The organism is Kibdelosporangium aridum, from assembly GCF_900176515.1.
GTDB lineage: Bacteria > Actinomycetota > Actinomycetes > Mycobacteriales > Pseudonocardiaceae > Kibdelosporangium > Kibdelosporangium aridum.
In genome coordinates this window covers 695,257-711,684 of the sequence record NZ_FWXV01000004.1, presented here as the reverse complement: position 1 = coordinate 711,684, position 16,428 = coordinate 695,257, and the positions used below count along the sequence as shown (strand labels likewise).

The following is a 16,428-nucleotide window of genomic DNA, read 5'->3' as shown; positions in this document are numbered from 1 at the left end:
CGCGACACGAGCGGAAGGCAAGGCCTCCCACCAGAACCTCTTCAGCCAGCAAACACAAGAATCGACCGGGACTGAGGTTGCGCGGCCGAAAGCGTTGCCGCGCAACCCATTCCAGCTGCCGTCCTAGAGCAGCATCTTGCCGGGGTCCACGTCCTCGGTGAGCATCCCGTTCGCCTTCATCAGCGCCACAACACCTTTCAGGCGCTCGACGTCGATGGTGCTCGGGTACAGGCCGAGCCGGAGTACTTGGGCGATCGCCGGGTCCACCTTCGCGTACCCCGTGACAACGCTCTGCACTTCGGCCTTGTCGCCCGCGTCCCGTTGTGCCTTAACAAGAGCACGCCGGAACGCGTCAATGGTCTTCGGGCGCTGCTGGGCGAACTTCGTGCTCGTCGCGTACCCGCCGATGGGCAGGTCCACGGCATCGCCGGTGATGGTGTCCAGCACCGGCACCGCACCGATCTGTTGCATCGCACGGGTGATGAACGGCTCGACGAGCAGTGCCGCGTCAACGTCCTTGCGCTGCAAGGCCGCCTGCATGTCCGGGAACGGCATTTCGGCGAACTGCACCGTGTTCGCGTCAAGGCCCTTGGCCTTCATCGCCGCCCGCACCGCGAGCTCGGCGACGTTCGCGCGGGTGTTCACCGCGACCTTCTTGTTCACCAGGTCGGCCGGCGTCTTCACGGCCGAGTCCGGTGTGGTCACCACGAGGAACATGTCCGGCTTGGCGCGGTAGCCGTCGGCGACGAGCTTGAGGTCCGCCGCGCCCTTGGCCTGCGCGGAAAGGAACGACACCCAGTTGCCGAAGGTCACGTCCAGCTCGCCGTTGACAAGGCCGGGGATGCCCGCGGCCCCGCCCTGGATGGTCTGCAGCTCGATCTCGACGCCCTCGTCGCGGAAGTAGCCCTTCTTGATCGCGAGGTGCACCGGTGCGACGTCGACGATCGGCAGCACGCCTAGCCTGATCTTGGCCTGTTCCACTCCTGGAGTCACCGGTTCCTCACCGGACAGCAAGCCACAGCCGGGCACGGCCGTGATGAGCACAGCGGCAAGCACGCCGAGAAAGGCGCGGCGGGGGCGAGTCATGCGCACAGAATGGCACGGCCGGGCGCTGCCGACCACCGCCTTCGCGTTCAGATGAAGACTCAACTGCACTTCATGCCTTCCGCTGGGAGTTTGAGATCGACCAGGTATGCCGCACCCGCATCGTTGACGCATTTGCTGTCGCCAAGGAATGCGGTGTGGCTGTTGGCTTCGACAGTCAGCAGGTTCGCGCCGAGCGCCTTCGCCAGTTTCACGCCTGACTCGTACGGCGTGGCCGGGTCACCGGTCGATGAGATGACCAGAACCTTGGGCAGACCAGGCACTTTCGGCTCGTGCGGCTGGCTGGTGTTGGGCACCGGCCAGAACGCGCACTCGTCGAGTGCCGCGACGAAATCCTCGTCCTCGTTCAGCGAGCTTTTCGGTACGCCGTCACGGATCCGGCGCGCTTGTTCCTCGACCACAGCGCGGTCTTTCACCGGCGGGTCGTCCACGCAGTGCACGGCGGTGAACGCGTCGTGGATGTTGGAGTACTTCCCGTCCGGCCCACGACCGAGGTAGATGTCGGCGAACTGCAGCAGCGATTCGCCCTTGCCCTTGGTCAGCTCGGTGAGGCTCTTCGCGAGCCCGGTCCACTCGCCCTCGCTGTACAGGAACTGCGCCACCGCGGTAACCGCGTCCGAATAGGACAGTTTGCGGTCGCCGACGGTCAGCGGCGTGGCCTTCAGCGGCTCGAGCATCGCGTCCAGCTTCGCCTCGGCTTGCGCGGCGTCCGTGCCCAGCGGGCAGGTCTGCTCCTTCACACAATCCGCGGCGAACGCGTCGAACGCCTTCTTGAACCCGTTGGCCTGGCCGATCGCGCTCGCCACCCGGTCGGCGGTCGGGTCGACCGCGCCGTCGAGCACCATCGCGCGGACGTTGCCGGGGAACGCTTCCGCGTACGCCGTGCCGATCCTGGTGCCGTACGAGAAGCCGACATAGTTCAGCTTCCGTTCACCCAACGCCGACCGCAGCACGTCCATGTCCTTGGCGACGTCGCGCGTGCCGATGTTCGCGAGCACGTCGGCACCGGTGTTGGCGACGCACTTGTCGGCGTACTCCTTGCTCTCCTTCTCCACTGCGGCAACGGCTTCCGGGCCGTTTCCAGGGACCGGCGCTTCCAGCCGTTCGGCGTCTTTCTCCGCGTCGGACAAGCACTGCACGGCCGGTTCACTCGCCCCGATGCCGCGCGGATCGAAGCCGACCAGGTCGAACCGGGAAGACAGCGGATGATCCCAGCTATTGCCGGCCACGGCCGCGGCGGCGACCATCCCGGACTGGCCTGGACCGCCTGGATTGATCACCAGCGCACCGAGCCGGTCCGCCGTGCTGCTCGCTTCCTTGCGCAGCAAGCCGATGGTGATGTCACGGCCATCCGGTTTCGCGTAGTCGAGTGGGACGCGCAGCTTCGCGCACCGCAGGTCCTCATCGTCGTACAACGACTCGCTGATGAAGTCTGTGGCGTAGTCCTCACAAGCCTCCCAGGACAGCGGTTGCGCGTAGAACCGGTCCAGTCCGGGCGGAACCGGGCCGATCGGGCCGGTCGCCCTTGCCGCGATGGGCGTTCCGGGCACAGCTGAGGAACAAGCGGTCAACGCGAGAAGTACGGTTACCCCCAGCGCTCCGATTCCCCTGGCACGGCGCACGTTCCCAAGATCGTCAGATAACGGCATTTTGTTACGCACACCTGATTCCCTGCGGCGGCACGGTCAAGTCGACCAGGTAGGCACTACCAGCGTTGTCAACGCAGCTGTTTCCCTGCAGGAACGCGGTGTGCTGAGTGGCCTCATAGGTCAGCAACGCACCACCGAGCGCCTTCGCCAGGTTCACGCCAGCCTGGTACGGCGTCGCCGGGTCACCGGTGGTCGAGACCACCAGGATCGGCGGCAGGCCTTGGACATTGGGCAGGTGCGGCTCGGAAGTGTTGGGAACGGGCCAGAAAGCGCACGCGTCCAGCGCCGGGCTGGCCGGGAGGCCGTCGTCGAGGAACGGCGCCGCCTGCTTGTAGCGCTTCTGCGCTTCGAGCACCAACGCGTGGTCGGTGACGCGTGCGTCGTCGATGCACCGGATGGCCGTGAACGCGTCCTGGGTCGTGGAGTAACGACCGCTCTTGTCCCGTTGGAAATAGGAGTCGGCCAGCAGCATCAAAATCCGCGGGCGTTGCCGTTGCAAGTCGGCGAGGCCTTTGTTCAACGTCTCCCACAGCTCTTCGGCGTACAGCGCCTGAATGACCGCCGTGGTGGCGTCGGAATAGGAAAGCCTGCGGCCGCCCTCGCCGAGATCCATCGGACGTTCGATCAGCGGCCGGACCAGGTTCCAGTAGTTCTGCAGCACCTGCGCCGGGTCCTGCCCGAGCGCGCAGTCCTGACGCCGCAAACACCACTGCGTGAACGCGTCGAACGCCTGTTGGAAGCCCTCGCCCTGCGCGACGAGCTCCTCGACCACGTCCTGCTCCGGGTCGAGTGCGCCGTCGAGCACCATCGCGCGCACGTTCTTCGGGAAGGTCTCGGCATAGGTTGTGCCGAGCCGCGTGCCATACGAGTAGCCTAGGTATGTCAACTTCTCGTCACCCAACACCGACCGCAGCACGTCCATGTCCTTGACGACGTCACGCGTCCCCATGCTCGCCAGCAACGCGGCACCCTCAGCGGTGCGCTGCACGCACTTGTCCCCGAAGTCCTTCTGCTCGGCCTCGACCTTGGCAACACCCTGCGGTGAGGCGTCCAGCTCGTCGTCCTCCGCGCGTTCGGCGTCCCGTTCCTGGTCGGTCAGGCACCGGATCGTGGGCTCGCTCGCCCCGACCCCGCGCGGGTCGAACCCGACGAAGTCAAAGCGTTTGCCCAGCTCAGAGCCCTTGGCTTGGGTTGCACTGCGGACCGCCGTGCCCAGTCCGGACGCGCCGGGACCGCCCGGGTTGATCACGAGCGAGCCGATCCGCCTGCCCTGGTCGGTCGCGGGCATCCGCAACAGCGCCAACGTGGCCGTGGCGCCGCCCGGGTTGGCGTAGTCCATCGGAACGGTCAGCCGCGCGCAGCGCGCGTCGGGGTTCTTGAAGGTGTTCCCATCGTCATCAGTTCGGGCAAATGGGACACAATCACCCCAAGTGAGCGACTGGCCGTAGAACCGCTCCAATCCTGCGGGTACCGTCCCCGTCGGCCCCCGTTTTTCCGTGGAGGACGGAACGACGGGCGCTCCGGTGGACGACGTGCAGGCCGCTAGCGATGCGACCAGCATGAATACGAGGGAGAATCGCCACGTACGGCCACTCAGTGTCACGCCTCGATAGTGCCATTGGGGCGAATGCTGGGCCGGGCGGAACTCATCATGAACACCGTCGCGTTAAGGCTGTACGTGCCCTGTGATGCTGGAGGTGCCTGGTGGCCACGATGCTCGCCAAGGTCAAGGGCCGGCTGCGCCGGCTCCTGGAACGGCCTGCGTCGGTCGAGCTGACCAAGTACGAAGCGCTGCTGCCCAAAATCGCTGACCGCGAGGAGTCGATCGCGAAGCTCAGCGACGAGGAGCTGACCGAGAAGGTCGGCAAGCTGCGTGGTTCGGAACGGGAACTCGCTGATGACGAGCTTGTCGAGTACTGCGCGCTGGCCCGTGAGGCGGCCAAGCGGGCGCTGGACGAGCGCCCGTACGACGTGCAACTCCTCGGTGTCATGGGCATGCTCTCCGGCCACGTCGTACAGATGGCCACCGGTGAAGGCAAGACGCTCGCCGGCGCGCTGACCGCCGCCGGGTTCGCTGTCCGCGGCAAGCGCGTGCACGTCATCTCGGTCAACGACTACCTCGCGAAACGAGACGCGGAGTGGATGCGGCCGGTGTATGAACTGCTCGGCGTCTCGGTCGGCTACGTCGGCGAGAAGGTGTCCACCGAGCACCGGCGCGCGGCCTACGAGTCCGAGGTCTGCTACGGCTCGGTCAGCGAGATCGGCTTCGACCTGCTGCGCGACCGGCTCGTCACCACGGCGGAAGACCAGGTCCAGGTACCCAACCCGGCCGCCGTCGCCCTGGTCGACGAAGCCGACTCGGTGCTGGTGGACGAGGCCAAGGTCCCCCTGGTCATGGCGGGCACGGCCGAAGGCGTCGAACGCGACGCCGACATGGCCGAGATCGTGCGCCGGTTGCGCGCAGGCGTGCACTACGAAGAAGACGAGGACGGCCGCAACGCGTGGCTGACACCGTCCGGCGCGAAGGCCGTGGAGAAGGCGCTCGGCGGCGTAGATCTGTACGCCGAGGACAGCCCATACCTTGCCGCGGTGAACGTCGCACTGCACGCGCACGCGCTGCTGGAACGCGACGTCGACTACATCGTGCGGGACAACAAGGTCCAGCTGATCAACACCTCCCGCGGCCGCATCGCGGCGCTGCAGCGCTGGCCAGACGGCCTGCAGGCAGCGGTCGAGGCGAAGGAAGCGGTCGCGGCGACCGAGAGCGGCGAAGTCCTCGACTCGATCACCGTGCAGGCCCTGATCGCCCGCTACCCCAAGGTCGCGGGCATGACGGGCACCGCGGTGGCAGTGGCCGAGCAGCTGCGTGAGTTCTACAAGCTCGAGGTCGCGGTCATCGCCCCGAACAAGCCATGCGTTCGCGAGGACGAGCTGACCAGGCTCTTCACCACCGAAGAAGCCAAGGAAGACGCCCTGATCGAAGAGATCGTCAAGACCCACGAGACCGGACGGCCGATCCTGGTCGGCACGTTGGACGTGGCCGAGTCGGAGCGCATCGCCAAGCGGCTGTCGGAGAACGACCTCTCCTGCGTTGTCCTGAACGCCAAGAACGACGCGGAAGAAGCCGCGATTGTGGCGGAAGCAGGCGCGTACAACGCCATCACGGTGTCCACCCAGATGGCAGGCCGCGGTACCGACATCCGCCTCGGCGGACACGACGAAGCCGACCACGACAAGGTGGCCGAACTGGGCGGCCTGTACGTCATAGGCACCGGCCACTACCCGTCATCGCGTCTGGATGACCAACTCCGCGGCCGCGCAGGACGACAAGGCGACCCAGGCGGCTCGGTGTTCTTCTCCAGCATGGAGGACGAGCAACTCGCGCAGTACGCCCCCGAGGTCCAACTGCACGTGCTGAAAGAACCCCCCGGCGAAGACGGCCTGATCAAGGACAAAACAGCGAGGGCCTTCGTGGCACACGCACAGCGGGTGGCCGAGGGCGTAGAGCTGGAGATCCACCGCAACACCTGGCGCTACACCAGGCTGATCGAGCAGCAGCGCGACATCATCATGGAACACCGCGACAAAATCCTGCACAGCGACGTCGCGGACAAGCTGTTCGAGAAGCACGCGCCAGAACGGCACGCCGAACTGGTCGAGGAATTCGGCGAGGACCTCGTAGCCGAAGCGGCACGGCAGATCCTGCTGTACCACCTGGACCGCCGCTGGGTCGACCACCTCGGCTACACCGCAGATGTGCGCGAGACCGTGCACCTGCGAGCGTTGGCCAAGGAGACACCGATCGACGAGTTCCACCGTGCCGTGGTGCCCGCGTTCAACCAGATCGTGCCCGAAGCACACGAGACGGCGATCGCCTCGTTCGACAGCGTGAAGATCGGCTCCAACGGGGCCGAATTGGAAGAAGCGGGTCTCAAGCGCCCAACTTCGACGTGGACGTACATGGTCTACGACAACCCGTGGGACTCGGACGCCGAGCAGGCGTTGAAGAAGGTCCGCGCACACGTGAAGAAGGTCAAGGCAGAGCGCTGACAGAGCAGCTGATGGCCCCTTGCGCACGTCGCAGGGGGCCATTGCTTTGGGCACAGGCACAGAGATTGCCCAACGAGCCTACGGCACCCCACCGACAGAAACCCGTGCCCGACATGAGCACCCCCCGATGACCCAAAGTACCGAGAGGGTCTGACAGAAAGATCTGGGCGGGAGCAGCGAAGGCGCACCCGAGCCAATAGCGAAGGCACGCCCGAACAAAGAGCGAAGCCGCGCCCAGAGCCGAAGTGGAGGCGCGCCCCAAGCCACAGTGAAGGCGCGCCCGAAGAACAGTGGAGGCGCGCCCCAAGCGAGAACGTAGGCGCGCCCCAACTCACAGCGAAGGCGCGCCCCGAGCACAAAAAGGCGCGCCAAAAGTGGTAGTCGGCGCGATTTTGTGTGGAGTGGCGCCGCAAATAAGCTTGTCGGCGGGGCAGGGCCGCAGGTCCTGCCCGCTTTCCCTGTCCTTTGCGGCGCAGAGGCTCCACACCAAATCGCGCCGACCTCTCACAGGGGCGCGCCGACCCAACAACAGAGCGCGCCGAAGTAGGCACAGCGCGCGCCGCAGCGAGCCAAGAGCGCGCCGAAAGCAACCCAAGCACGCCGACCCAACCACAAAGCGCGCCCCGGTGACCACGGCCCCCGGCACCATCCCGCACCAGTCCCAACTGGAACGTTAACTCCCGTTCCCCCTGGTAACCCCATAAGAGTGACACTCGCAAGTGGCTCTAGCCCGTGGCAGCATGGCTGGATCTGCGATGATCCGTGCGCCACATTTCCGCCTCAGAGGCGAAAACATGCGGGAGGATAACCACATGCCTCAACTGCGCATCGCTGCCGCTCAGGTCAACACCCGGGTCGGTGACCTGGCCGGGAACGCGGACCTGATCGTCGAGTGGACACGCAAGGCCGCCGAGCGGGGCGCGCATCTCGTGGTGTTCCCCGAGATGGCACTGACCGGCTATCCCGTCGAGGACCTCGCCCTGCGTGAGTCCTTCACCGCTGCCTCGAAGCGGACGCTGACCGAACTCGCCGAGCGCCTTGCCGACGGTGGCTGCGGCTCCCTGGCGGTCTATGTCGGCTATCTCGACGCGGATGATGTCGGCCCCCGCAACGCCGCCGCCGTGCTCTACGAGGGCAAGGTCGTCGCTACCCAGTTCAAGCACCACCTGCCCAACTACGGCGTGTTCGACGAACGCAGGTACTACAAGCCCGGGCAGACCCTGGACATCATCCAGCTGCACGGCGTCGAGATAGGCATGGTCATCTGCGAGGACCTCTGGCAGGACGGCGGCCCGATCACCGCACTCGGCCAGGCCGGCGTCGACCTCGTGGTCTCCCCCAACGCCTCGCCGTATGAGAAGAACAAGGACGACCAGCGCCTTCCGCTCGTCGCGCGGCGCGCAGCCGAGGCGGGCGCGCCACTGGTGTACTTGAACCTCATCGGCGGCCAGGACGAGCTCGTCTTCGACGGCGACTCAATCGTGGTGTCGCCCGACGGCCAGGTGTTGACCCGTGCGCCCCAGTTCGTTGAGCACCTCACCGTCTTGGACATGTCGTTCCCTGGCGGCTCTGCGCGCACCGAAGGCCAAATCGGCGAGTTCACAGTCCGCCGTGTCGCCCTTTCCGGCGACCCCGTGCCCGCGTATGAGCCGTTGCCGCTGCCCCCGGTCGCCGAGCCACTGCCGGAAGAGGCCGAGGTGTGGTTCGCCCTGGTCACCGGCCTGCGCGACTACGTGCACAAGAACGGCTTCCGCTCGGTCACCTTCGGCATGTCCGGCGGCATCGACTCCGCCGTCGTCGCCGCATTGGCCGCGGACGCTTTGGGCGGCGCGTCGGTCTACGGCGTCTCGATGCCGTCGGCCTACTCGTCCGAACACTCCAAAGACGACGCCGCCGACCTGGCCCGCCGGATCGGCGCGCACTACTCGGTGCAGCCGATCGGCAAAATGGTCGAAGTTTTCGTCCAGCAACTGGGCCTGACCGGACTGGCCGAGGAGAACGTGCAGGCGCGGTGCCGTGGCGTGACCCTGATGGGCCTGTCCAACCAGCACGGTCACCTGGTCCTGGCCACCGGGAACAAGACCGAGCTCGCAGTCGGCTACTCGACGATCTACGGCGACGCGGTCGGCGGCTTCGCGCCGATCAAGGACGTCCCCAAGACCCTGGTGTGGCAGTTGGCCCGGTGGCGCAACGCCGAAGCCGAAAAGCTCGGCGAAGTCCCGCCGATCCCGGAGAACTCGATCATCAAACCACCGTCGGCAGAACTGCGCCCCGGCCAACTCGACACCGACTCGTTGCCCGACTACGAGCTACTCGACGACATCCTGGACGACTACGTCGAAGGCGACAAAGGCTACTCGGACCTGCTGAACCAAGGCTTCGCAGCCGAAGTGATCGACAAGGTCCTGCGCATGGTCGACCTAGCGGAGTACAAGCGCCGCCAGTACCCGCCGGGCACGAAGATCAGCGTGAAGGGCTTCGGCCGCGACCGCCGCCTGCCGATCACCAACGGCTGGCGCGAAGGCCGCTGACCAACGAGGCCCCGCAACTGCCCGGTACCCCACCCAGAGCATCCCCCGCCACTCCTGGCAGGGGTTCGTCAAAGTCGGTTTGTGCTGGTGGGTGTGGGGATTCCGAGCAGGGTGAGTGGTCGGGTGATGGCTCTGGCCGTGGCGTGCAGGGCTTGGGTGATGTTGGTGGTGCCGGTGAGGCGCAGGGCGCTGATGGCGAGGTTGCGCAGGGTGGCCATGGCTCGGGTGCGGTGCCGGTGCGCAGGCGTGAGTGGTCTTCGCGGTAGGCGGTGTCACTGCCCCAGTGCAGCTTGTTTTCGATGTGCCAATGTCCGCGCGACAACTCGCCGATCTCGACGGGGCCGGCTGGGGCCAGGCAGGTCAGTCTCAGCCACCTGTCGGTCTGCGACCGGCCGCCTCGTTGTGGTGTGCGGGTGCGGGTGATGCGGAATGCTTGTGCTGCTTGGGGAAACACGACGTTGGCTGGCGCGGGCAGGGCCTGGATGACACGATGTTCGGTCCGGTGCCCGGTGTCGATGGCGGTGTGAGTGGCCGTATCCGTCCAGGACAGGCCGGTGAGCAGGCGGTGGAGGCGGTGCTGGTTGCGTTTGACGGTGAACACGTAATGCCCGCGCCGGTCGGTCAGTAATCGGGCGTTGTCGCGGGTGGTGTGCAACGCATCCGCTGTCACCACCACCCCGTCGAGATCGACGGGGTCGAACACCGCGGCGAAACAGGCCAGCTCGCTCTGCCCGGATGGCACCAGGCGCTGGCCGAGCACCAGTCCCGGTGTCATGGGTGCACGCGGCGAGCAGATGCATCCCCGCACCACCCGTCCTCGCGAACGTGCCACGCAACGACTTGCCGTCCACCGCGACCGTCGACAGTGCCGGCATCACAGGCATGCCTGTGTCCGATGTGTCCTGGCCGCTGATCCGGGCCAGGATCCACGCGGTGACCGCGTCATCCAGCTCGTCACCGTCAACCAGCATCAGTCCCGGCGCAAGGTGACCTCACCCGGCGCGACATACCGGTCCTGAGGCGGATCGAACCGGGCACCCAAGCTCCGCAACACTCACGCGGGGGACCGACTTTGACGAAGCCCTGCAACTGCCCGGTACCCCCACTCAGAGCATCCCCCGCCACTCCCGGGGGGACGTCCCCGACCCAGTCTATCGGGATATGGCCTGGTCAAGGCGGTTACCAGGCGGTTGTGGACAACCAGATTTGCGAACGGACCGTTGGCGCGGTGGCCTTCGCCGGTGCGCGAAGAGATCATCCGCGCGGATCACCTTCGCCGGTGCGCGAAAAGGCCATCCGCGCGGATCACCTTCTGCCGCGTTGCTGCACCACGTGCCACTGCTCGTGGGCCAGTAAACCGCGGCTCTGCTGACCAAAAGCCGGTGCAGTTGGAGCCGCCGCCTGCTGCACGCCCGCGAACCCATCCCACAGCCGGGTGATCGCGCCCAGCATGGTGATCAGGTTGTTGATGGGCGTGGCCGCGTTGGCCACGCTCGCCTGAGCTTGCTTTTCGATGTTCGCGACTGGTTTCGCGAATGTGTTGACCAGGTCGCTTGCCTGCGCCAGCACTGTCGCGGTCATTCCGCCTTCGAGTGCCATCAGGTGGCGTACCAAGGAGATCAGGCGTTGCACCATGTCGCCGATCAGGTCGTTGGCGGACGATCGGCTTTGGCCGACCACTTCGGCGGTCAACTGGACTACGGCGGCGGCTTCTTTGGCTGCGGCTGCGAACTCCGCCAGTGAGCGGGCGAAGCTGTCTGTTCGGGCTCGGTATTGGTCCGCGGCCGCACCACGCCAGCCCGCGGTTCCGGTTGCCACCGCTTGCCCGAGTTGTCCCTGCACTTGGGTGATTCGGTTGGATACCGTTACCCAGGCATCGAGGAACGCGTGCACGCCGGAAGCGTTGCCTTCCATACGATCCAGTACAGCCTGCAGTGGTGCGACCAAGCCGACCAGCTGACCGAGACCTGCTGCCGACAACGCGTCGACGGGTCGCATTGATGCCGACAGCGCGCTGATGTTGTCAGACATCGATGCCTCCGAGGCCCGTTCCGGTCTCCTTCTCGCGCTGCGTCAGCATTCCCGCGCTTTCCCGCACCCCACCCGATGTCGCGTTCATCGCCCGGACACCGGACTCCAACGCCTGACTTCCTGCCGTCACAAGCTGATCCATCAACGCGGTGAACGGCTGTCCCACAACACCCAGTGCGTCAGCGGGCAATCGGGTCTGGGCGGACGAAGTCGTTCCCTGTATCTCGTCGGCCAACGTCGTCAGCACGCGCGCGTGCGCAGTCAGGGCATCGACGACAACTTCGTATCCCTCGCTCATGACGGCCCTCCAATGTCTTCGAGCACAGGGCGCTCGTCCCAGTCGTCCTCGTCGCCGACCACCACTTTGTCCGCATGGTTCGGCGGTGATTCCGTTACCGGGAAGCGTTCTCTGGCGGAGGCGAGTACCAGGTGCGTGTTGGGGTCTTGTGGCCCAACGGTTTCGAGCATCGCCGTACGCATCAGGTCCGGGATTCTGGCTTGTGCCTTGCGTATGCACGCCATGATCTGGTCGGCGAGGCCACGGTCAGGCAGGCGCAGGTCAGTCAACACGCCCGCTGCGGACACCGTGACCTGCACCGAACCGTCCAGTGAGGTCTCGGTGGCCAGGATCTGCTCGACTCGTTCGCTCATCTGGCGGTACGCGGCCGCAGTCGACTCGACCTGCCGCTCCCAGTCGGCACCAGGCACGAGCACCTCCCCTGGTTATGGCACAACCAAGGTAAGTACTCGCGCCTGGCGCGAACACGGCGGAATTGCCGTCATCAGACTCCGTCGATCAGCCGTATCGCCAAATCCGGGCTGAACTGTCCGGCGGGGATTCCCGCACCGATACCGCATGATCCATCGGAGTCGCCCGGGATCTTGGCCCACACAAGCAATTCGGCGGATCCGCCGACCTGCGCGGGCGCACCGAGCTTGCGGCCGGCCGGGTTGCACCATTCGCCGTTGGAACCGTTGCCGTTACGGCTGGTGTCGATGACAAAAGGCTTGGTGTAGCCGGGAAGTGACGAGCTGACAGCGTTTCCGTACGCGGCCGACTCGGATGTCGTGATGTAGTTCGACACGTTGATCGACATACCGCGCACGTTCCGCACACCCGCGCTGTCCAGGCGGCTGGCCATCGTGGCGGCCGGGACCCAGCGCGCGTTTCCGGCGTCGAGATAGGCCCACGTGTTGGTGCCCTTGTCGCGCAACTGCTCGGTCGCGTACCTGATCATCCCGGTGCGGGTGGCGATCTTGCCTGCGTCCATGCAGTTGAAGTCAGCCAACGAATCGGGCTCCAGTATCACGACCGCAGGCCTGCTGCCGAGGCCTGAGGCGAACGCCGAGATCCAAGCCCGGTAGGCCTCCGGCGATCCGGCGCCGCCGCCGGAGTGCCCGCCGCAGGCGTCCCGGCCGGGAATGTTGTACGCGACCAGGACCGGGAGTTTGTCGGCCGCGTCCGCCGCGGCGACGAAGCTGCTGACCGCGGACTGGATGTCGCCGCTCCACGAGCCGAACCATCTGGCCATGGGTTTGCTCGCGATGGCCGACTGGATCCGGGCCGCTCGGCCGTCCGACCCGTTGTTCCGGACCCAGACCGCCGGATTGGAATTCGGATCGACGTAGAAGCCGCTGGTCATCCCGACCGGATTGGCCGCGACCGCGACTTGGACCGGAGATAACGCCAGCGCGGCCAAGCAAGCGAGCACGATTCGACGCACGGGCTGCTCCTCTCGTCATTGAGGCAGGGTTCTGGGAGCGCTCCCAGCCAGTGAAGCAGCAGTGCGGGAAAAACTCAACGGGGCCGGGCGAAGGGGAAAAGCACCGTCTGGCGGATCGACGCTCCGGTCAGCATCATCAGCAGCCGGTCGACACCGAGACCCATTCCGCCCGTCGGCGGCATGCCGTGTTCCAGCGCACGCAGGAAATCCTCGTCCAGTTCCATGGCTTCGACGTCACCGCTGGCCGCGCGCAGCGATTGCGCTTCCAGCCTGCGGCGTTGTTCGACCGGATCGGTCAGTTCGGTGTACGCGGTGCCGATCTCGCTGCCGAACGCGACAAGGTCCCATCTCTCCGCGACCCGGTGCTCGACGCGGTGTTGCCTGGTCAGCGGCGATGTCTCGGTCGGGAAATCGGTGTAGAACGTCGGCGCGACAGTATCGCCTTCGACCAGATACTCGTACGCCTTCTGCACAAGATGACCATGGCCGAACTCGTCGTCGAGCACAATCCCCGTCTTGGCAAGCAGACTTCGCAGCCGGTGCACCGGTGTGTCCGGAGTGATTTCCTCGCCGAGCACCTCGGACACCGCGTTGTGCACGCTGACAACCGGCCAATCGCCGGAGATGTCGAACTCTTCACCGGCACGGCGCACGATTTCCGAGCCGTACGCGGCCTTTGCCGCCTGCTGCACGAGTTTCTGCGTCAGCACCCGCATAGTCGTGTAGTCCGCGTACGCCTGATAGGCCTCAAGCATCGTGAACTCGGGATTGTGCGTCGCGTCGACACCCTCGTTGCGAAAGTTGCGGTTCAGCTCGAAAACCCGTTCCACACCCGCGACACAAAGCCTTTTGAGGTACAGCTCGGGCGCGATCCTGAGGTACATCCGCATGTCGTAGGCATTGATATGGGTGACGAACGGCCGTGCGTTCGCACCACCGTGCACGGTCTGCAGCATCGGTGTCTCGACTTCAAGGAAGTCCTTGCCGTGCAAGGTCTCCCGGAGCGACCGGACCACGGTGGACCGCAGCTTGAGCATGGTCGTCGACTCGGGGTTGACCACGAGGTCGAGGTATCGCTGCCGCACGCGGGTCTCGGGGTCGGACAGGCCCTTGCGTTTGTCGGGCAACGGATGCAGGCACTTGGCGGTGATGGTCCAGTCGTCGGCCCGCACGGACAGCTCACCGCGTTTCGACGTGACCACTTCGCCGCACACGCCGACCTGATCGCCCAGGTCCACCAGCGCGCGCCAGTCGTGCAGGGCCGGGCCGGTCAGCATCACCTGGAGTTCCCCGCTGAAGTCCTTGAGCCGGACGAAGCAGAGGCCACCCATGTCGCGGCTGGCGATCACGCGTCCGGCAACCCGCACGTACTCGCCGGTCTTCGCATCCGGTGCCAGGTCAGGGAAGCGAGCGACGATCGTCGAAAGTGTCGTGTCGCGGTCGAAGCCCGGCGGATAAGGGTCGTATCCGGCTTCGCGGAGCCGTTCCAGCTTCGCGATCCGGACGCGGACCTGCTCCGGCCGCCGCGCCTGCTTCGGTTTGGCCGAGGCCGCGCGTTCTTCGATCTCGCGGGCCCGCTGGACGAATTGTTCGTCGACCGGTTCGGCACGCAGGCCGCTCCGGCGTTGCAGCGTGGGCACGAAACCTTCCAGCGCACCCGCGACAATGCCGATCTTGGGCAGCCGCCGAGTCCGTGAATAGCACAGGAAACGCGGTTGCCAGTCCGGGCCGTACTTCGCGTTGGACCGGTACAGCGACTCCAGCTGGAAGAACCGGGAGAACAGGCTCAGGACCGCCCGCCACGCCCGCAACACCGGACCGGCGCCGATCTTCTCGCCTTCTTCGAACACCGCGCGGAACATCGCGAAGTTCAGCGAGATCCGTTGCGCGCCAAGCTTTCCACTCGCTTCGATGAGCGCGTTGAGCATGAACTCGTTGAGCCCGTTGCCGCCGTCCCGGTCCCGGCGCATCAGGTCGAGCGACAATCCTCGCCTGCCCCACGGAACGAACGACAACATCCCACGCAACCGGCCTGCCAGGTCGTACGCCTCGACCATGACGCACCGGCCGTCGGTCGCGTCGCCGAGCCTGCCCAGCGCCATGGAGAACCCGCGTTCGGTCTGGGCGCCCCGCCAGTGATGTGCCGCGCTGCGCAGGGTCGCCATCTCGCCTTCCGGGATCTCCGAGTGGCGACGGACTTTGCACGTGTAGCCGGCGCGTTCGATCCGGTTCACGGCTTGCCGCACAGATCGCCGTTCCGGCCCGGACAGTGTGAAGGCGCGAACGTCCAAAATGGCCTCGTCACCGATCTCCAGCGCCTTGAGCCCGGCCGCCGTGTACACCCTGGCGCCCTCTTCGCTGGCACCGAGAACACCGCTCGCCCAGCCGTATCGGTGTGCCTCGGCGCGCCACACGTCGACCGCCTGGCGCCACGCGTCGGCGTCGCCGATCGGGTCGCCGCTGGCCACACTCACCCCGCCGAGCACGCGATACGTCACGGCCGCGCGGCCATTCGGGGCGAACACCACACTTTTGTCGCGTCGCGTCGCGAAGTAGCCGAGCGAATCGCGCTCGCCGTACTCCGCGAGCAACTCCCTGAGCTGGAGTTCTTCGTCCGGTGCCAGGTGCCGCCTGCTGCGTACGCCACGGAAGAACACGTAAATCGCGATGACCGCGACGAGCGCACCGAGGATGTCCAGCAACAACGCCAGCCACGCTGGCCCGTGGCCGACGCCTAGGTGACGTAGTTGCAGCAGCTCACCGGTGGCCTGGTTGCCCGCCCAGAGCAGCTTGTCCCCCGCCTGGCCGAGCGTGCCGGGGAACGGCGTGGTCAGCGCCCACCCGCCGACCGTGACCGCAGCGAGGCCGCCGAACAGGATGAGCACCGATTTGCGCAGTGCGCCCGGCGCGACCTGGGCAGGGAATGCGGGCCGCAGCTTGAGCAGGATCAAGATAATGATCAGGGCGATGACCTGATTCGCGATCAGCCACGGCATCACATCGCTGAGACTGAGCTCGTCATCGGCCTCGAAAGTGAGCTGGAACAGCAGATCGGTCAGGATCGACCCGACCTCGAACAGGATCAGCACCCACAACGCGGCCCGTTTGCGGCGCCGCAGCGCCGCGCCGAGCACCAGCAGTACGACGAAGATGAAGACGTTCTCGTCAACCGGCAGGCCGACCAGCCACGCGCCGAGATCGAGGACCCACCGGACCTGGTTGTCCTCGTTCGCCAGCACGAGAAAAAGCGAGATGAACGCGCCGACCTGGACAATTGTCGCGACAATGCCTGCCGCCCTGCGCTGCCACACACCCCGATAATGGCCCCAGAACACCTGT

At 66.1% G+C, this 16,428-nt stretch carries 11 protein-coding genes; 2 read left to right on the top strand and 9 right to left on the bottom strand.

Annotated elements, in window-relative coordinates; genetic code table 11:
• Positions 1-123 precede the first annotated feature (123 nt).
• Genes B9C43_RS27165 through B9C43_RS27155 form a run of 3 tightly spaced genes read right to left on the bottom strand, consistent with a single transcriptional unit; the run spans position 124 to position 4,314 of the window.
• A complete protein-coding gene (locus B9C43_RS27165; protein WP_084429880.1) occupies positions 124-1,086 on the bottom strand; it encodes an ABC transporter substrate-binding protein in 963 nt (320 codons plus the stop codon).
• A gap of 59 nt (positions 1,087-1,145) precedes the next feature.
• Positions 1,146-2,753 (bottom strand): alpha/beta hydrolase, encoded by a 1,608-nt coding sequence (locus tag B9C43_RS27160; protein WP_084429800.1) that lies wholly within the window; start codon positions 2,751-2,753, stop codon positions 1,146-1,148.
• Between the two features lie 4 nt (positions 2,754-2,757).
• Complete coding sequence (locus B9C43_RS27155) at positions 2,758-4,314, bottom strand: alpha/beta hydrolase (RefSeq protein ID WP_033383516.1); 1,557 nt, start codon at positions 4,312-4,314, stop codon at positions 2,758-2,760.
• Positions 4,315-4,466: 152 nt separating this feature from the next.
• Between B9C43_RS27155 and secA2 the strand changes: the two genes are divergently transcribed.
• Both secA2 and B9C43_RS27145 read left to right on the top strand, forming a co-directional pair.
• The gene (gene secA2, locus B9C43_RS27150) at positions 4,467-6,803 is read left to right on the top strand and encodes an accessory Sec system translocase SecA2 (protein WP_084429879.1); all 2,337 of its coding nucleotides are present in this window, start codon (positions 4,467-4,469) and stop codon (positions 6,801-6,803) included.
• Between the two features lie 812 nt (positions 6,804-7,615).
• Positions 7,616-9,334: an NAD+ synthase gene (locus B9C43_RS27145; RefSeq protein WP_084429799.1), complete on the top strand. Its 1,719-nt coding sequence runs from the start codon at positions 7,616-7,618 to the stop codon at positions 9,332-9,334.
• On the opposite strand, the gene B9C43_RS27140 is transcribed toward B9C43_RS27145, so the two are convergent.
• The 6 genes from B9C43_RS27140 to lysX all read right to left on the bottom strand — a co-directional run bounded on the left by B9C43_RS27140 (position 9,306) and on the right by lysX (position 16,400).
• Positions 9,306-10,109: an ISAs1 family transposase gene (locus tag B9C43_RS27140; protein WP_143446604.1), complete on the bottom strand. Its 804-nt coding sequence runs from the start codon at positions 10,107-10,109 to the stop codon at positions 9,306-9,308. The two genes, B9C43_RS27145 and B9C43_RS27140, sit on opposite strands and share 29 nt — an antisense overlap.
• Positions 10,110-10,639: 530 nt before the next feature.
• Positions 10,640-11,365: an EspA/EspE family type VII secretion system effector gene (locus B9C43_RS27135; RefSeq protein ID WP_084429798.1), complete on the bottom strand. Its 726-nt coding sequence runs from the start codon at positions 11,363-11,365 to the stop codon at positions 10,640-10,642.
• Complete coding sequence (locus B9C43_RS27130; RefSeq protein WP_084429797.1) at positions 11,358-11,663, bottom strand: type VII secretion target; 306 nt, start codon at positions 11,661-11,663, stop codon at positions 11,358-11,360. Before B9C43_RS27130 ends, B9C43_RS27135 begins: the two co-directional genes overlap by 8 nt.
• Complete coding sequence (locus B9C43_RS27125) at positions 11,660-12,073, bottom strand: YbaB/EbfC family nucleoid-associated protein (RefSeq protein WP_143446603.1); 414 nt, start codon at positions 12,071-12,073, stop codon at positions 11,660-11,662. The genes B9C43_RS27130 and B9C43_RS27125 overlap by 4 nt, the downstream gene beginning before the upstream one ends.
• Positions 12,074-12,147: 74 nt before the next feature.
• Positions 12,148-13,089 carry a glycoside hydrolase family 6 protein gene (locus B9C43_RS27120; RefSeq protein ID WP_051894888.1) on the bottom strand — a complete coding sequence of 314 codons (942 nt, stop codon included), beginning with the start codon at positions 13,087-13,089 and terminating at the stop codon, positions 12,148-12,150.
• Between the two features lie 74 nt (positions 13,090-13,163).
• Positions 13,164-16,400, bottom strand: a complete 3,237-nt coding sequence (gene lysX, locus B9C43_RS27115; protein WP_084429877.1) for a bifunctional lysylphosphatidylglycerol synthetase/lysine--tRNA ligase LysX — start codon at positions 16,398-16,400, stop codon at positions 13,164-13,166.
• Positions 16,401-16,428: the final 28 nt, after the last annotated feature.